This is a genomic window from Saccharothrix variisporea, from assembly GCF_003634995.1.
Lineage (GTDB): Bacteria > Actinomycetota > Actinomycetes > Mycobacteriales > Pseudonocardiaceae > Actinosynnema > Actinosynnema variisporeum.
Map to the genome: position 1 here is coordinate 7,537,805 of NZ_RBXR01000001.1, position 17,385 is coordinate 7,555,189.

General features: G+C 71.5%; 15 protein-coding genes. 10 read left to right on the forward strand and 5 right to left on the reverse strand.

All coding sequences use genetic code 11. The features are described 5' to 3' along the window. Positions 1 to 98: 98 nt before the first annotated feature. Positions 99 to 2,987, reverse strand: coding sequence for a glycoside hydrolase family 9 protein (locus tag DFJ66_RS34545; RefSeq protein WP_121227613.1), 2,889 nt, complete (start codon positions 2,985 to 2,987; stop codon positions 99 to 101). A 178-nt stretch (positions 2,988 to 3,165) separates the two neighbouring features. On the opposite strand from DFJ66_RS34545, the gene DFJ66_RS34550 reads away from it, so the two are divergent. From DFJ66_RS34550 to DFJ66_RS34585, 7 genes are all read left to right on the forward strand, one after another. Then, positions 3,166 to 4,107, forward strand: a complete 942-nt coding sequence (locus tag DFJ66_RS34550) for a zinc-binding dehydrogenase (protein WP_121232166.1) — start codon at positions 3,166 to 3,168, stop codon at positions 4,105 to 4,107. Beyond that, the gene (locus DFJ66_RS34555; protein ID WP_121227615.1) at positions 4,107 to 5,045 is read left to right on the forward strand and encodes an LLM class flavin-dependent oxidoreductase; all 939 of its coding nucleotides are present in this window, start codon (positions 4,107 to 4,109) and stop codon (positions 5,043 to 5,045) included. The genes DFJ66_RS34550 and DFJ66_RS34555 overlap by 1 nt, the downstream gene beginning before the upstream one ends. Next, positions 5,042 to 5,911 (forward strand): alpha/beta fold hydrolase, encoded by an 870-nt coding sequence (locus DFJ66_RS34560; RefSeq protein WP_121227617.1) that lies wholly within the window; start codon positions 5,042 to 5,044, stop codon positions 5,909 to 5,911. The genes DFJ66_RS34555 and DFJ66_RS34560 overlap by 4 nt, the downstream gene beginning before the upstream one ends. Before the next feature lie 53 nt (positions 5,912 to 5,964). Further along, entirely contained in the window at positions 5,965 to 6,735 is a 771-nt protein-coding gene (locus DFJ66_RS34565; protein WP_121227619.1) for a nucleotide exchange factor GrpE, read from the forward strand. An 81-nt stretch (positions 6,736 to 6,816) separates the two neighbouring features. Then, positions 6,817 to 7,713 carry a glycoside hydrolase family 19 protein gene (locus tag DFJ66_RS34570; protein WP_397556299.1) on the forward strand — a complete coding sequence of 299 codons (897 nt, stop codon included), beginning with the start codon at positions 6,817 to 6,819 and terminating at the stop codon, positions 7,711 to 7,713. 353 nt (positions 7,714 to 8,066) lie between these two features. After that, on the forward strand, positions 8,067 to 8,813 hold the full coding sequence (locus DFJ66_RS34580) for a lytic polysaccharide monooxygenase (RefSeq protein ID WP_121227623.1): 747 nt from the start codon (positions 8,067 to 8,069) through the stop codon (positions 8,811 to 8,813). Positions 8,814 to 8,886: 73 nt separating this feature from the next. Then, the gene (locus DFJ66_RS34585; protein WP_246030019.1) at positions 8,887 to 9,465 is read left to right on the forward strand and encodes a DUF305 domain-containing protein; all 579 of its coding nucleotides are present in this window, start codon (positions 8,887 to 8,889) and stop codon (positions 9,463 to 9,465) included. 720 nt (positions 9,466 to 10,185) lie between these two features. Here the strand turns inward: DFJ66_RS34585 and DFJ66_RS34590 are convergent. The 3 genes from DFJ66_RS34590 to DFJ66_RS34600 all read right to left on the reverse strand — a co-directional run bounded on the left by DFJ66_RS34590 (position 10,186) and on the right by DFJ66_RS34600 (position 12,507). After that, positions 10,186 to 11,088, reverse strand: coding sequence for an RluA family pseudouridine synthase (locus DFJ66_RS34590; RefSeq protein ID WP_121227625.1), 903 nt, complete (start codon positions 11,086 to 11,088; stop codon positions 10,186 to 10,188). 12 nt (positions 11,089 to 11,100) lie between these two features. Next, positions 11,101 to 11,721, reverse strand: coding sequence for a DUF4230 domain-containing protein (locus DFJ66_RS34595; protein ID WP_121227627.1), 621 nt, complete (start codon positions 11,719 to 11,721; stop codon positions 11,101 to 11,103). Between the two features lie 102 nt (positions 11,722 to 11,823). Beyond that, positions 11,824 to 12,507, reverse strand: a complete 684-nt coding sequence (locus tag DFJ66_RS34600; RefSeq protein WP_121227629.1) for an SDR family NAD(P)-dependent oxidoreductase — start codon at positions 12,505 to 12,507, stop codon at positions 11,824 to 11,826. Positions 12,508 to 12,583: 76 nt separating this feature from the next. On the opposite strand from DFJ66_RS34600, the gene DFJ66_RS34605 reads away from it, so the two are divergent. Together DFJ66_RS34605 and DFJ66_RS34610 are read left to right on the forward strand one after the other, a co-directional pair. Continuing rightward, positions 12,584 to 13,111 (forward strand): HAD domain-containing protein, encoded by a 528-nt coding sequence (locus DFJ66_RS34605; protein ID WP_121227631.1) that lies wholly within the window; start codon positions 12,584 to 12,586, stop codon positions 13,109 to 13,111. Between the two features lie 197 nt (positions 13,112 to 13,308). After that, positions 13,309 to 14,514 (forward strand): lipase family protein, encoded by a 1,206-nt coding sequence (locus DFJ66_RS34610; RefSeq protein WP_121227633.1) that lies wholly within the window; start codon positions 13,309 to 13,311, stop codon positions 14,512 to 14,514. Between the two features lie 91 nt (positions 14,515 to 14,605). Here the strand turns inward: DFJ66_RS34610 and DFJ66_RS34615 are convergent, their stop codons facing one another. Beyond that, the gene (locus tag DFJ66_RS34615; RefSeq protein WP_121227635.1) at positions 14,606 to 15,886 is read right to left on the reverse strand and encodes a PucR family transcriptional regulator; all 1,281 of its coding nucleotides are present in this window, start codon (positions 15,884 to 15,886) and stop codon (positions 14,606 to 14,608) included. Between the two features lie 267 nt (positions 15,887 to 16,153). Here DFJ66_RS34615 and DFJ66_RS34620 point away from each other — a divergent pair, with 267 nt between their 5' ends. Then, positions 16,154 to 17,329, forward strand: a complete 1,176-nt coding sequence (locus DFJ66_RS34620) for a lipase family protein (RefSeq protein ID WP_121227637.1) — start codon at positions 16,154 to 16,156, stop codon at positions 17,327 to 17,329. Positions 17,330 to 17,385 lie beyond the last annotated feature (56 nt).

Here is a 17,385-nt window from a genome sequence, read left to right on the forward strand (position 1 = left end):
GGCGGTGGGCGGGGTTTTCGCTCGGCACGCGTGCGTCGAAGCTGTGCCGGGAGGTGAGGGGGCCGCCGGCCGGGCGCGTGGTCGGCGGCCCCCTCCGGTCAGCCCTTGCTACAAGGCTGGCCGTTGACCGTGAAGTCGGTCGGTTCCGCGTGCGGCGGGGTCGAGGAGGCGTTGAAGCCCACCTGGACCGAGCCGCCCACCGGGACGTTGCCGTTCCACGCCGCGTTGGTGGCCGTGACCACCTTGCCGGACTGCGTCCAGTTCCCGGACCAGCCCTGCGTGATCTTCTGGTCGCCGGGCCACGTGAACTTCAGCGTCCACGACGACCACGGGCTCGGGCTGGTGTTCTGGATGGTGATGTACGCGGTCAGACCCGTGCTCCACGTGCTCTGCTTGTACGTCACCTTGCAGTACGTCCCGCCCTCCGACTTGGTCGTGAACGACCCGATGGGGGACATGGCCGACCGCAGCCCGGCGCCGTTGCGGGCCACCACCGCGTACCGGTACGCCGTGTTCGGGCGCAGGCCGGTCGCCGTGTACGACGTGCCGGTGACGGTGGCGACCACGCGCAGCGCGTCACCCTCGACCGCGACCACGTCGTAGTCCTTCACACCGCTCTCCGCGTCGGTGGACGCCGTCCACGTCAGGGTCGCGCCCGTGGTGGTGATGTCCGACGCGACCGGCGTGCCGGGCGTCGACGGCGGGGTGGTGTCGGACGGGGTCGTCGGACCGGACTTCTCCGCCGCCCAGTTGGCGATCCAGGCGAACGCCGAGTTCCAGTTGACCGTCACCTCGTTGAGCGAGTACGCCTCGATGTGGTCCACGAAGCACTTCTGCGGCTTGCAGCCGGTCAGCAGGCGGGCCGCGATGGGGTCCTGCAGGCCGCTGTTCGGGCCGCCGGAGAGCACGCCGGGCGGCGCGGTCGGCAGGGTCGGGTCGAGCTGGTTGGCCCAGTGCCGGTGGTGGACGTTCTTCACCGGCTGGGTGCCGTAGCCGGACACGTACGAGTAGCTGACCGGGTTGCGCCCCAACAGGTAGTGCAGGATCTCGAACACGCCCTCGCGGTACTTCGCCGCACCGGTGAAGTCGTGCGCCAGCGCCAGCACGGAGGCGTTGTTGGCGATCAGGCCGTTGGAGCCCCACTCGTAGGTGCCGTCGAGCGTCTTGTACGCCGCCGGGTAGGCCATGCCGCCCAGCTGCGACAGCAGGCCGTCGGCCGTGGTGGTGAACGCCTGGCGGATGGCCGCCACGTCCGCCGCGGGCAGGCCGTTGGGCACGATCGCCAGGGTGATGTCACCCAGCGGGCCCACGGAACCCCAGTCGAAACCGCGCTGGTTGAGCGACTGTCCCTTGTAGAGCGCCGAGCCGGTGACGTCGGACCGGTAGCCGGCCTCGCCGGTGGTGGTGAACAGCTCCGCCGCCGCCCAGTAGAACTCGTCGGCCAGCTTGTCGTCGCTGTAGGACCCGCCGCCGGTGCCGTCGTTCGGGTCGGCGATCTTGTTCGGGTTGGCCTTCGCCGCCGCGTACGCCTTGACGGCCGCCGCCTGCGCCTTGGCCGCGAAGGTCGCGTCGATCGTCTTCCAGATGCGGGCCGCCTGCGCCGCGACCGCCGCCATGTTCAGCGTGGCCGCCGTGCTGGTCGCCGACAGGCGCCGGGCCTGCGGGTCGTTGTGCGGCAGCATGGGCAGGCCGGTCCACGCGGCGTCGTGGATCTTGTGGTGGACCATGCCGTCGGGCGCCTGCATCTTGAGCAGGAACTCGACCTCCCAGCGGGCCTCGTCCAGGATGTCCGGGACGCCGTTGGCCTTCTCCGGGATGTTGAGCTTGCCGTCGCCCAGCGCGGACGCGTCGCCCAGCTTCAGGGCGCGCTCGTAGGTGTTGAGCACCTGCCACGCCGAGATGCCGCCGTTGACCACGTACTTGCCGTGGTCGCCCGCGTCGTACCAGCCGCCGCGCACGTCGAGGGTGTAGCCGCAGGCCAGGTCCGACCGGCAGGGCACGTTGTTGTCACCCTGGTTGGGCGCCACGTTGAGGTGCCCGGCGGGCCGGGCGTAGGCCGCGCCGACGTACTGCGACTGGATCTCGATGCCGCTGCGCTGGTGGTAGAAGAACGCCAGCGAGTCGTAGCGCAGCTTCTTGATCTTGTCGGCGGAGATGTCGAACGGGAAGCTGGTGTCCGTGCCGACGCTCAGGGTGTAGCCGGTGCCGGCGGTGTCGTAGGACGAGAAGTCGATGATGTGCGTCGAATCGCCGGAGGCCGCGTCGACGCCCTTCACCGTGGTCTGCCCGGTGGCCACCGCCGTGCCCGCCGAGTTCTTCAGCGTCCACGTCTGCGGCGTGGTGGCGGTCGTCGTGAGGGTGGCGTGCTTGGGCAGGCCGGGCACGTAGGCGACCTGGTCCGCGTTGATCTTCTTCGGGGCCGGGCCGGTGTCGCCGCCCGGGGGCTTCACGCCGCCGACCAGCGAGATGTTGTCCACGCAGATCGTGTTGTTCGCCGCGTTGCCGCCGAGCTGGAAGGAGATCTGCCCGTTGCCGAGCTCGGGGAAGTCCCACTCGGGCGTGAAGGTGAAGCTGTAGGTCTGCTTCGTGGTCGTCAGCGCGACGGTGGAGCGGGCGATCGTGCGGTAGGGCGAGACGCCCTCGCCCGCGTTGGCGTTGATCGACTGCGGCGTGGTGGCGTAGGCGTCGAACGACATCCGGTAGCTCTGCCCGGCCTCGAACGGCACGCCGTTCTGGCCGATCAGGGCGTCCCAGGGGTTCGTGGTGCCGCCGGTGACGGCCGCGCACAGCTCACCGCCGGTGACGCGGTTGGTCACGCCCGCGCTGGACCACCACGGGTCCGCGGTGCCGTTGCTGAACGTCCCGTTGACGATCCGCTCGTAGTCGGCCGCGTACGCGGTGCCGGAGGCCAGTGCGCCGGTCAGGGCGGCGACGGCCAGGGTCGCGGTGGCCTGGCGGCGCCACCGGGGAGGGGGAAGCGATCTCATGGACAGGGTTCCTCCGTCTGCTCTGACGGTTGACGACGCTCCGTGGAAACGCTCCCTGGGAGCGCTCCCAGAGACTGTAGGGTGACCCGGCGCACATCCACAAGGCTGAATGTTGACCTCCAGTTAGCTCGAGGTCGCAGGCTGTGCCCACGAGTCGGAACGGCCCATGGGGGACGCGGTGCGCGCGGTGTGGATGCGGGAGTTCGGGGGACCGGAGGTGCTGGTCGCGGGGGAGGCGCCGGATCCGGAGGCGGGTCCGGGGCAGGCGTTGGTCGAGGTGGCCTACGCCAACACCACCTTCGTGGAGACGCAGTACCGGCGCACCGGTCAGGGGCCGTTCCGGCTCGAACCGCCGGCGATCCTCGGCAACGGGGTGGGCGGGGTCGTGACCAGGGTCGGAGCCGGCGTGGACCCCGCTCTGGTCGGTCAGCGGGTGATCACCTCGACCGGCGGCCGGGGCGGGTACGCCGAGCGCGTGGCCGTGGACGCGGCGGGGGTCGTGGTCGTGCCCGACGGCGTCCCGCTGGACACGGCGGTCGCGCTGCTGGCCGACGGTCGCACCGCCCTGCTCAACCTGCGCACGGTCGGCGACGTGGCCGGTCAGCGCGTCCTGGTGCTCGCGGCGGCGGGCGGGGTCGGCACCCTGCTGGTCCAGCTCGCGCGCGCGGCAGGCGCGACCGTCGTGGGCGCGGCGGGCGGCGCGGAGAAGGGCGAGGTCGTGCGCGGTCTCGGCGCGGACGAGGTGGTCGACTACACCGTGCCCGGCTGGACCACCGACCCGGTGGACGTGGTGTTCGACGGCGTCGGCGGACCGACCGCGCGAGCCGCGTTCGAACTGCTGCGCCCCGGCGGCCGGATGCTCAGCTACGGCCTGGCCAGCGGCGAGTGGGCGGGCGTCGACCCGGACCGCGCCGCCGAACGCGGGGTGACGCTCGTGCAGGGCGGCCGCCCCACCCCGGAGGAACTGACCGACCTGGTCACCAGCGTCCTGCGGCACGCCGCCGACGGCACCGTGCGACCGGTGATCGGGCAGCGGTTCCCGCTGGACCGGGCCGCCGACGCGCACGCCGCCATCGAGTCCCGCGCCACGATCGGCAAGACGCTGCTGGAGGTGCGGTGATGGACGTCGGCACCACGCTGCCCGGCGTCGGCCACGACCTGGTCGCCTTCGCCCAGCACGCCGAAGGGCTCGGCCTGGAGTCGCTGTGGCACGGCGACCACCTGATCCCGGTCAACCCGTTCCTGGACAGCACCCTCGTGCACGCCACGGTCGCCGCCGTGACGACGAAGATCAAGCTGGGCTTCGGCGTCATGGTCCTGCCGCTGCGCCAACCGGCGTGGACCGCCAAGCAGATCGCGACCCTGCAACACCTCTCGGGTGACCGCGTGCTGCTCGGCGTGGGCAGCGGCGGCGAGGCGCACGGTGAGGCCGCCTGGCACGCCGTGGACGTGCCGTTCGCCGAACGCGGCAAGCGCACCGACGCCATCCTGGAAGTCCTGCCGGGACTCGTGCGCGGCGAGAAGACCCTGTTGCACGGCAAGGAGATCGCCCTTTCTCCCGGTGCGACCATGCCACCGGTCCTGGTCGGCGGCGGTGGAAAACCGGCCCTGCGCCGGGCCGCCCGCTTCGGCGACCACTGGTACCCGGCGTTCACCACCCCGCACGCCATCGGCAAAGCGTTGGCAGAACTGGAAGAACTCGCCGCCTCCTACGGTCGCCCGCGCCCCGGCGTCACGGTCGGCGTCACCGTTGCCCTGGGGGACGTCCCAACCAGCGTGATCGACCAGCGCGTGAAGGGCATGACGGACTACGGCCTGCCCGAGGAGTTCGCCCGCCAGACCATCATCACCGGCACGCCCGCCCAAGCGGCAGAACGGTTCGCGGCCTTCGCCGAGGCCGGCGTGGACCGGATCGTGGCCATGCCGTTCACCGAAGACCGCTTTCGCCAGACAGAGTTGATCGCGGAGGCTGTGTTTGATGGCCGCGACTCCGTCGCGGCGGCTCGGCCGCCCGGGGGGCGACAAGCCGACGGCGGCCTCGCTACGGTCGTGTTGTGACCGAACAGATCGTGCGCGCCAACGGCGTGGACCTGTGCGTCGAGACCTTTGGCCGCCCCGAAGACCCGGCCGTGCTGCTCATCATGGGCGCGACCGGGTCGATGATCCTGTGGGAGGACGACTTCTGCCGGGCGCTGGCCGCCGCCGGCCGCTTCGTCATCCGCTACGACCACCGCGACACCGGGCGCTCGACGTCCTACCCGCCCGGCGAACCCGGTTACACCTTCACCGACCTGGTCGAGGACCCGTTGGGCGTCCTGGACGCCCTCGGCATCGCGCGGGCGCACGTCGTGGGGCTGTCGATGGGCGGTGGCATCGCGCAGGCGCTGGCCGTCTTCCACCCCGACCGCCTCATCACGCTCACCCTGGTGGCCACCAGCCCGGCCGGTCCCAACGATCCCGACCTGCCGCCGATGGCGCCGGCCCTGCTGGAGCACTTCGCCGCCGGCGGCACGCCCCTGCCCGACTGGTCCGACCGGGACTCGGTGGTCGACCACCTGGTGGCCGCCAACCGGCCGTTCCTCGGGCCGCGCCCGGTGGACGAGGACGCGGCGAAGGCGTTGGCGGGCAAGGTCTTCGACCGGTCGCCGAACGTCGCCTCCAGCCACAACCACCTCCTCGTCGGCGGCGGCGAGCCCTGGCGGGAGCGGTTGGGGGAGGTGCGGGTGCCGACGCTGGTCGCGCACGGCGACTCGGACCCGTTGTTCCCGCTGGGCCACGGGGAGGCGCTGGTCGCGGAGATCCCGGGCGCGGAGCTGCTCGTCCTGCCCGACACCGGGCACGAGCTGCCGCGCGGGGTGTGGGAGCTGCTCCTCACCCGACTGGTCGAGCACACGGAACGTGGTCCGGTGACTGCGCAGGGCTGATTCACCCGGACGGCCCGCTCAGGGCGCGCTCCCACCGGACGACCTTAGAGGGGGTGTACCGAGTAGCCATCGCCCTCGTCGTGCTGGGCGCGCTGATCACGTTCACCTCCCTCGCCCTGGTCCTGTCGCCCGGCGCACCCGACGTGGACGTGCGGGCGGTGGCGGTCCGGGCGTTGGACAGCGCGCGGCGGGCGACCGACTCCGTGGCCGTCGCCGACGAGGTCGCGGGCGTGCTGCCACCGGGTGCCCGCGCGGTCGTGGTGCGACCGGCGCACGACAACGAGCAGCCGTCCCGGACGGCGACGCCCCGGGTGGCCGTGCTGGTCGGGGACGTCGACCAGGCCGCTGTGGGACTGCTGGTCGCGAGCGGCGGCATGGTCGGCGCGCACGCCACGCCCGACGGCTGGTGGGCGTCGGTGGCCGTGCCCGCAACCGTGCCGCCGCCGACCCTGCCCGCCCTGGCCCTGCTGGTCGGGGCGGTGCTGCTGGGCGCGGCGGCGACGGGGGTCAACCGGACCAAGGCGGCACCGCCGTCGTCGCGCCAGAAGGACGTCCTGGTGCGCGGCCTGACCGACCTCATGCCCAAGCTGCCCGAGGGCGTGGCGTGGCAGGCGGAGAACCTGCTCGCGGCGGCCGGCGTGCGGCTGGTGGTGCCCGACGGGCGCCCGGTCGACCCGCGCCGGCACCACGTGGTGGGCACCGAGCCGACCGACGACGAGGACGCGGTGGACACCGTGGCCCGCACCGTCCGGCCCGGTTACGCGGACGGCGAGCGGATGGTGGTGTGCCCCTCGGTGATCGCGTACGTGCCTGATGAGGGGTAGTTGACGCTTGACTGGTGTAGACCAATCCGGTTGAGTGGCCGCAGTCACGTCCGAGGGCGCTCGAACGGAAGAAGAGATCACGTGTCGAGAATCCGCGCAGTGGCGGCCATCGCCACCATCGTGGTCGGGGCGGCTCTGACTGTCGCCGTCGCCACGACCTCCGCCTCCGCCGCGGCGTGCGCCACGCCGTGGAGCGCGTCCGCCGTCTACACCGGCGGCATGACCGCCTCGCACAACGGGCACAACTGGTCCGCGAAGTGGTGGACCCAGAACGAAACCCCCGGCACCGCCCAGGTCTGGGCCGACCAGGGCACCTGCGGCGGGGGCACCACGACGACCACCACCCCGCCCAACCCCGGCGGTTTCGTGGTCACCGAGTCCCAGTTCAACCAGATGTTCCCGAACCGGCAGGCCTTCTACACCTACAGCGGCCTCACCGCCGCGCTCAGCGCGTACCCCGGTTTCGCCAACACCGGCAGCGACACGGTCAAGAAGCAGGAGGCGGCGGCGTTCCTGGCCAACGTCAACCACGAGACCGGCGGCCTGGTGCACATCGTCGAGCAGAACACCGCCAACTACCCGCACTACTGCGACGCGAGCCAGCCCTACGGCTGCCCCGCCGGGCAGGCGGCGTACTACGGCCGCGGTCCGATCCAGCTGTCGTGGAACTTCAACTACAAGGCCGCCGGTGACGCCCTGGGCCTGCCGCTGCTGACCAACCCGTGGCTGGTGCAGAACGACGCCTCCGTGGCGTGGCGGACCGGTCTTTGGTACTGGAACACGCAGAACGGTCCGGGCACGATGACCCCGCACAACGCGATGGTCAACGGCTACGGCTTCGGCCAGACGATCCGCAGCATCAACGGTTCCCTGGAGTGCGACGGCCGCAACCCGGCGCAGGTCCAGAGCCGCGTGGACGCCTACCAGCGCTTCACCAGCATCCTCGGTGTCGCGCCCGGCGCGAACCTCTACTGCTGACCCCGGGGGACCCGTCTTCCGAGGCGGGTCCCCCGCCCAACACCCAGACCACCCGGCAGCACCTCGCTCCTCGACACGTCGGAGGCCGGCCCCGGTGCGGTAACTGTGAACGCCGCGAGGACCGCTACCGCACGTCGGCCCGGATGTGGGGTCACACCAGGGGCTACGGCGGGCTGCACCAGTCGGTTCAGATCCTTGACCCGGATGACGTTGCCGATTATGGTCTAGACCACCATCGCCGAGCGTGGCACTCCCGTCGCGGAGTGCGAGCGCCAGGCGTGTTCCGGCCGCCGCGGACATGGACCCTGCCCAGGAGACGCCTCGTGGGTGTCTCCTCGCGAAGGAGCTGGACAATGAGCCTGAAACGCAAGCTCGCGGCGGTACTCGCCGGCGTGGGCGTGGCCCCGTTCATCGTCGTGGTGTCGGCGGGATCGGCGAGCGCGCACGGCTACATCTCGTCGCCGCCCAGCCGCCAGGCGAACTGCGCCGCGGGCCGCGTCTCCAACTGCGGCCCCATCATCTACGAACCGCAGAGCGTCGAGGGCCCGAAGGGCCAGCAGAACTGCCACGCCGGCGACAGCCGGTGGGCCCCGCTCAGCGACGAGAGCAAGGCGTGGCCGGCCACGTCGGTCGGCAACACGGTGACGTTCAACTGGACCATCACCGCCCGCCACGCCACCACCACCTGGCAGTACTTCATCGGCGGCAGCAAGATCCACGAGGTGAACGACGGCGGCCGGCAGCCCGGCTCCACCGTCACCCACAGCGTCAACCTCGGCGGTCGCACCGGCCGGATCAAGCTGCTGGCGATCTGGAACATCGCGGACACCCCGATGGCGTTCTACAGCTGCGTCGACCTCCAGGTGGGCCCCGGCGGCGGCGACCCGACGACCACCACCACGCCGACCACGACCACCACCCAGCCCACCACCACGACCACGACCACCCCGCCCGCGGGCGGCACGTGGGCCCCGGGCACCGCGTACGCGGTGGGTGCGCAGGTCACGTACGGCGGCGCGTCCTACAAGTGCATCCAGGCGCACACGTCCCTGACCGGGTGGGAACCGCCGAACACGCCGTCCCTGTGGCAGCGCCTCTAGGCGACCTGTGCTAGAAAGCCCGTCCGCGCTGCCCTGTCACCGCGCGGGCGGGCCCCACCCAGGGAGGACGACCTTGCGAGTAGCTGCTGCGGTCACGGCACTGCTGTTCCTGCTGGTCGCCTGCGGCACAGGCGACTCCGGCCTGGTCCCGGCCCCGACCGGCCCCGTGTCGACGGTAGCGGAGACCACCGAGCACAACCCGATCGACGTGATGTTCCTGCAGATGGCGGTCGCCCACCACAAGACGGGCATCGAGATCGTGCGCCTGGCCAAGGACAAGTCGGTCCGCACGGACGTCAAGACGCTGGCGTCGGCCATCGAGGTCACCCAACTGTCCGAAGTGGACTCGATGCTCCAGTGGCTGCACGACTGGAACCAACCGGAGTCCCCCGGCACCGAAGCCCAACTGCACGCCAACCACGGCGGCGACCACTCCACCAGCCCGGAAGCCATCGCGACCCTGGCGGCAACCGGCCCGGGGGAGTTCGAGCGGGCGTTCCTGAACCTCCTCATCGCCCACCAGCACAACGCGGTGGAAATCGCGAAGTTCGAACGCGAGGGCGGCGTGAACCCGCAGTCGAAGGCGCTGGCGGAGCGCATCTTCCAGTCCCGGACGGGCCAGATCTCCCAAATGCTCGGCTACCTCGACTGACCCACGGAACACGGCCGGAGGCACCCCTGACCAACGCCGGCCTCCGGCCCCCGTCCCCATTCTCCCACGCCCCACCGACAAACGCCCCCACCAGCCTCCCCAAGGCAAGCCACCCCACCACCGCCCACAACCCCGCCCACCGCTCGCAACCCCGCCCCGCCGCTCGCAACCCCGCCCCGCCGCTCGCAACCCCGCCCCGCCGCTCGCAACCCCGCCCCGCCGCTCGCCCCCTGCCGCAACCCCGCCAGCCCTTCCACCGGTCGCATCACCGGCGCGCCTCCCCCCACCCCACCGCCACCGCCCGCCGCACCACTCACCCCCGCCCCCACCACCGCTTCACCACCCACCCCACCACCACGCCGTCCTTGCACCGCAGGCGTTTCACGCCCATCGCCCCCGCCGCGCGCGCTCCGCAACGCACCCCCCACCCACCCTCGCGTACGCCAAGCGCAGCACCACGGGAGGGGCCTCGTGCTTCCTCCGTACGGCCTGGGCGCAGCCCAACCGCGCTTTGCCAGGGCCGTCAACAAAATGTTGCGAGGAACGAGCAAGATTTTCTTGGCGGCCCTGGCAAAGTGTGGTTGCCTCCGGCAGGTCGTGCGGAGGAAGCACGACGCCCCTCCCCTCCGGGGGCCTGCCGCGCGGCGAGCGCTGCTTTTGATCTTGAGAGCGCGCAGCGCGTCCGCTTGAGAGCGAAGCGACCCCAGAGAAGCGCAGCGCCTATAAAGACAGCGTCAGAGCACTCTCGAACCGCCGAGCGACACCAGTAACAGGGTCGGTGAAAGACAAGACCTTGGCCAACAACTGCAAAGGCGCGGTGAAGTCGTCCAGAGGCTTCTCCCGCAGCACCGGGTAGAAGTCGTCGTTGCGGATCGGCACCCCGAGCGAAGCCATGTGCAGCCGGAGCTGGTGCGTCCGACCAGTGGTCGGCAGCAGCCGGTACCGGCCCCACCCTTCCCGGTGCTCCACCAACTCCACCCGCGTCTCGGCGTTCGGCGGACCGTCGACCTCCTGCGCCGTGATCACGCCCTTCACCTTCACGATCCGGCTGCGCACGACGGTCGGCAGCTCCAGCTCCGGCCGGTGCGGTGCCACCGCCTCGTACTCCTTGTGCACCAGGCGATCCTTGAACATCACCTGGTACTTCCCGCGCAACGCCGGGTCGATCACGAACAGCACCAACCCGGCCGTCACCCGGTCCAACCGGTGCGCGGGCGACAGCGTCGGCAGGCCCAGCTGGGTCCGCAGCCGCACCAAAGCCGTCTCCACGATGTGCTTGCCGCGCGGGATCGTGGCCAGGAAGTGCGGCTTGTCCACCACCAGGATCGCGTCGTCGCGGTACACGACCCGGACGTCGAACGGCACCGGCACTTCCTCCGGCAGGTCCCGGTGGAACCAGACCGACGTGCCGGGCGCGTACACGGCGTCCGCCGCGACCGGGCCGTCCAGGTCGTAGATCCGACCCTCGGCGAGCATCGAGTCGATCCGCTCCGGCGCGACGCGCGGCAGCCGCTCGACCAGGTGGTCGCGCAGGGTCGCCCACGACCCGTCCACGGGCAGGCGCAGACGGGCGGGGTCGAGGCCGTGGCGCTGGGGCAGCGGCGGCCGGAGCTTGCGTCTCATGTCGGGGGGAGCTTAATCGGCAGGTCGGAACGTGACCGAGTAGCCCAGCGCCTGGAGCATCCCGGTGAGCATCTTGCGGGTGTTCTCCTCGGCCCGCTCGGTCAACCCGGAGTCCCGCGCCGCGTCCGCGATCTTCTGCTCCGCCGCCACGTAGAACGGCTGCTGGTCCCGGGTTTCCACCAACGCCGCCAGCCGGTCCACCAAGCCCCGCTCCTGCGCGAACACGTAACACCGCTCCTGGTGCAGGTTCGGCTTGTCCAGCACGGGCTCGGGCAGCCGGACCTCCACCGACTTCGGCTTCGACTCCGACTCCGGCGTGACCTTCAGCGCGTCCTCGCCCAGCGAGCCGAACTCGACGTAGGCGTTGACCGTCCCCGCCGCCACGAACAGCGTGCGCTGCCCGGCCAGGACCGAGGGCACGTACCGGACGTCGTGCTCGATGTCGAGCACCACCTGGTACTCGCCCGCCGCCGCGTGGAACTGGCTCAGGTCCCGCATCGCCTGCAACACCGCGGGGCCGCTCCGGTCGACGGTGTCCGTGCCCGTGCCGAACTTCGGCACCACCACGAACACCCCCACCAGCGCCACGACCGCCACCACCACCGCACCGATCACCGCGCCGCGCCACTTCATGCCGGGGGAGTACCCGGCCGCCGCTCCCGCGAACCGGTGGGCGCTGGTTCGCGGGGCGGGTGGTGGCCCGGGTCGAACCGCCTCGCGCACCGGAACGCCCTGCTACCAGGGAATCCGCTTCCCGTCCCGGAAGAACCCGCCAGTCGGCCCGTCGTCCGGCAACGTCACCCCCCACACCACGCTCGCCGCACCCTGCCCGACCGGCCGTCCACCCGGCCCGCCCATGTCGGTGGCCACCCACCCGGGACAGATCGCGTTGACCAGCACCCCGTCCCGCCGCAACTCCGCCGCCAACATCACCGTCAACGCGTTCAACGCGGCCTTCGACGTCCCGTACGCCGGCGTCCCGCCCCCCATGCTCGCGAACGACGCCGCCTCACTGGACACGTTCACCACCCGCGCACTCCCACTGCGCCGCAGCAACGGGAGCAGCGCCAGCACCGTCCGCCAAGGCCCGTAGAAGTTGGTCTCCATCGCCTCGCGCACGACACCGAGGTCCGCGCTCGACGCCCGCTGCCACGAGTCGTAGTGGATGGCGGCGTTGTTGACCAGCACGTCGAGCCGGCCGTACCGCTGCTCCACGTACGCGGCGAGGTCGCGCACCGACTCGTCCGACGTCACGTCCAGCGGGTGGTGGTCCACCCCGATCTTCTCCGCGGCACGCTCGGCCTTCGCGGCGTCCCGGGCGGTCAGGACGACCCGGTACCCCAGGCCCCGCAACTGCCGGCACACCTCCCGCCCGATCCCGCGGTTCCCACCGGTCACGACCGCGACAGGGTCGGCCATCTCACCACCTCCGTGATCCATTTTCCACGGAACCCGACCGAACCCCCGACCTCCCACACGACCCCGGTGGTACTACGTGACCGTGCTCCTCCTGCTCGACGTCGACGGCCCCCTCAACCCGTGGGCCGCCCGCACGCCACCCCCGGGCTACACCCGCCACGAGTGGCGCCTGACCAGACGCGACAGCCGCCACAGCTGGCGCCTGACCAGACGCGACACCCGCCACGCCCTCCTCAACCCGGCCCACGGCCCGGCCCTGCTCGCCCTGGCGAACCGGACGGGCGCGGAACTGGTGTGGGCCACCTCCTGGGAGGACCTGGCGAACCGCACGATCGGCCCCGCCCTCGGCCTGCCGCCCCTGCGCGTGATCGGGCTGCGCGCCTACGAGGGCACGCCGGACTGGAAGTACGGCGCGGTCGGGCGGTTCGCCGCCGGTCGTCCCCTCGCCTGGTTCGACGACGACTTCAGCCTCTTCGCCTCCGCGCGCGACCGCTTCCTGCACCGCCGCCGCGAGACCACCGCGCTGATCTCCGTCGACCCGGCCACCGGCATCACCGACACCCACCTCGCCGCCGCCGAACAAGCCCTGACCTATCCACGTTGATATCACCGCCGCAAAGGTCCCGACTGGAGCTTTTGCGCGCTCATGACAAGAAAACCGCAGCTCCTTGACCCCTGCTTCACGCGCGCGGAAAGGTTCGACACGTTGTCGATTCCCCGCTCAACCGCTCAACCGCACGACCGCACGACCGCTCGACCGCTCAACCGCACGACCGCCCGAACGCTCAACGAGGAGCACCCATGCGATTGTCCGCTCGCCGCTGGGCCACAGCGGCGATGGCCGCAGCCCTGGCCACCGGGCTCGTAGCGCCCACCGCCGCGCACGCGGAGTCCTTCTACGACGTGCCCACCACCCTCCCGAGCCGCAACGGCGACGTCATCCGCAGCGAGCCCGCCGACTTCTTCCTCGACCCGGTCAAGCTGCTGCGCGCACCCGCCACCGCGCGCCGCGTCCTCTACCGCAGCACCGACACGCACGGCAACGCCATCGCCGTGTCCGGCACGGTCCTCACCCCGCACACACCGTGGCCCGGCCCCGGTCCCCGCCCGATCATCGCCTACGCGCCGGGCACCCAGGGCGTGGGCGACGAGTGCGCGCCCTCCCGGGCGATGGCGATGGGCAGCGAGTACGAGGGTCCGTTCCTGTCCGGCCTCCTGCTGCGCGGCTGGGGCGTGGTCGTCACCGACTACGAGGGCCTGGGCACGCCCGGCATGCACACCTACGTCAACCGCGCCGCCGAGGCGCACGCCGTGCTGGACTCGATCCGCGCGGCGCAGCGGCTGCCCGAGGCGGACCTGCCCGACGCCGGTCCGGTGGCGATCTCCGGCTACTCGCAGGGTGGCGGCGCGAGCGCGGCGGCCGTCGAGCTGTACAAGTCCTATGCGCCGGAACTGGACCTCAAGGGCGCGTACGCGGGCGCACCGCCCGCCGACCTCGGCGTGGTGGCCGAGAACCTCGACGGGCACTACGCCGCCGGGTTCCTCGGGTACGCCCTGCTCAGCCTGAACGCCGCCTACCCTGAGCTGGACATCCCCGCGGTGCTCAACGACCAGGGCAAGCAGCTCATGGCCCAGGTCGAGCACCAGTGCACGGCCGAGGCGATCGCCGCGCACGCGTTCCGCCAGTCCAAGGACCTCACCGAGGACGGCCGCCCGCTGGAGGCCTACCTCGGCGAGGAGCCTTACGCGTCACGGGTGGAGGAGCAGCGGATCGGTGTGCGCAAGCCCGGTGCGCCGGTGCTGGTGGTGCACAGCGTGCTGGACGACATCGTCCCCTACGGCCAGGCCGCCGAGATGGTGCGGCGGTGGTGTGCGCAGGGGGCGAACGTGAAGCTCAGCTCGTCGTTGGCGCCGACGCACGTGGGTGGCGCGATCGCGGGCTACCCGGAGGCGTTCGCGTGGCTGGAGGCCCGGTTCGCGGGCGTCCCGGCCAAGAGCAACTGCTGAACGAACAGCGCGAAGGGCGCGGCGGGCGGAGACGCCGCGCCTGGAGCGGAGATCCCGGTCAGGTCGGCCCTGCCGGGTCGGGCGGATCCGGTCAGGCCGGGCGTTTCGCCGGGGTGGCGGCTCGGGCGAGCAGGCGGCGGGCGCGGAGGGCGATCTCCAGGGTCAGCCGCTCGTCCGGGTCGGCGAGCCGGTCGCCGAGCAGTTCTTCCAGCTGGTGCATCCGGTAGCGGACGGTCTGCGGGTGCACGTCGAGCCGGTTCGCGATCTCGCCGATGCCGCCCCGCGTTTCCAGCCACGCCAGCAAGGTCGTCTCCAACCGCTCCCGCTGCTTCACGGTCAGCGCGTCGAAGGCGACCAGCGCCCGGGAGGTCAGCTGGCCGACCAGGAACTCGTCGGACAGCAGCGCCAGCGTCGCCAGGTGGTCGTCGCACCACGTGACGGGCGCGGCGGGCAGCAGGCCCCGGCGCACGAACGCCAGTGCGCGGCGGGCGCACGCGAGCGACTGCCGGGCCTCGGCCAGCGGGACGGTCGGCCCCACGGCCGCGCGCCGCCCGCGCAGGTCCAGGTGCGGCCGGCCCTTCGGGTTGGCCACCACCAGGCACGGCGTGGAGCTCTCCAGGTCCACCAGGACGTCCCGGCCGAGCTGCACGGAGGGGAGCTGGTGCTGGTCCTCGCGGTACTCCAGCGCGACCACCGCGACCCGTTCGGGCAGCGTCCAGTCCGTCGTCCCGGCGAGGTCCGCGATGGACCGCGCCGACGCGGGCTGCTCGGCCAGCACCAGCTTGAGCAACTGCCGACGGCGGCGCTCCAGTGCCCCGTTGGCGTTGCTCTGCGCCTCGGTGTAGCCCTCGACCGCGGCGCGGCACAGCTCGTCGACCCACGCGAAGATCGCGTCGGCGACCACGAACAGGGTGTCGTTGGAGACCCCCATCTCCTTGCCGTGCTGGCTCAGGTGCCGCCACACCACCCGGGCACCGACCCGCACGGCGGTCTGCAACGAGTCCATCGTGCGGCCTTCGAGGAATTCCATGCGCCCGCTGTAGCGCAGCACGGCCTGCCAGTCGGCCTGCGGCGCGTCGGGGTCGCAGATGTTCTCGAAGCACTTCACGATGGCCATCTCGACCGCGCCGACGAGGACTTCGCGGAACTTGCCCTCCAACGGCTGCGCGTACGCGGGCACCGCGCGCCGGATCTCGCGGACCGCGTCGCGGACCAGGACACCGGCGAGGGGTCGCATCTTCTCCGCGAGTTCCACCGGGATCGTCCCCCACAGTTGTCTCGCGGCGCTGTACTCCGCGGTGGTCCGGGGAGCTGTCGTGGGTCGTGGGATCGTTCGCTGCCGCACCAACCCGCCGTTCAGTGAGATCGTCATTGGCCGCCTCCGCAGCGAAGCACCGCCCTGGGGCTTCGCCCGGTTGACGATAAATTCACACCCAAGGTGTGTCAAACAGTCTTTCTGTAACCTTGACGGTTCACTCATTCGGGTGACAAGAGGGCGGCGAGAGGTTCTTGTCCGGATCTCACAACTTCGGTTTTCGGAACCCGTGCGCGGGTGACAAGTCATTCCTGTCGCCTGGACTGAGCGCGCGCCGGTAATGCAGGGTGCATTGTCCGATCCCCATTTACGGGAGGAACCGGTTTGCGAAAGATCTTCTCATTATCGCTCGCCGCCGCCGTGCTGGCCAGTGCCGTCGCGGGCCCCGCGCCCGCCTCGGCCGCGCCCGCCGACGACGCCTTCTTCACCCCGCCGAGCCCGCTGCCGGCGGGTGCGCCGGGCGACGTCGTCCGCTTCCGGGTCACGGAAGCGGGCGCCATCACCGCAAAGGTCCGGTCCTGGCAGGTGATGTACCGCTCGACCGACGCTTTGGGGCAACCGAACGTGGTCACCGGGATGATTCTCATCCCCCGTTCGGTGGACCCGGCGACTGCGCCGATCGTCTCCTTCGCCTCGGGCACGTACGGACCGGCGTTCCGCTGCACGCCCTCGGAGATGGAACGCATCGGCGCGTCCTACGAACAACCCGCCATCAACGACATGCTCGACGCCGGCTACGCGGTCGTCATGACCGACTACGAGGGCTACCACCCCGACCCGAAGACCACCTACGTCACGGGCCGGTCCGAGGGGCACGCCGTCATCGACGTCGTCCGGGCCGCGCAGAAGCTGCCCGAGACCGGGCTGTCCAAGACCGCGAAGGTGGTGTTCCGGGGCTACTCGCAGGGCGGCGGCGCCTCCCTGTGGGCCGCGCAGCTCCAGCCCGAGTACGCGCCGGAGCTCAACCTGGTCGGCGCGGTCGGCGGCGGTGTGCCCGCCGACCTGGTGCAGGTGTCGTTGCAGCTCGACGGCAAGCTCGGCTTCGGGTTCCTGGCCTACTCGCTGATCGGCCTGGACAACGCCTACGCCGAGCTGGACCTGGAGCGCTACCTCAACGACGCGGGCAAGACCGCGTTCGCCCGCATGCAGCGCGAGGCGTGCACCCTCGAACTGCTGCTGGACTACCGCGGCAAGCGGCTGTCCGAGTACACCACCGCCAGCCCCGTGCTCACGCCCCCGTGGCTGGCCCGGGTGCAGGAGAACAAGCTGGGCGGCACGCCGATCCGCGTGCCGGTGCACGAGTACCACGGCACCCGCGACGACATCGTGGACTTCGCGCAGCACAAGGCGCTGCGTGACACCTACTGCGGGGCCGGCGTGGCGGTGGACTGGAAGACCTACGACACCGACCACATCACGGGCGTCTACCTGGGCAACGCGGGAGCGGCGGCGTTCATCGCCGACCGGTTCGCGGGCCGCCCGGCCACGTCCAACTGCTGACCCGCCTTGGACATGAGGAGACCGCCGCGGTCGGACGCGGCGGTCTCCAACGCTGT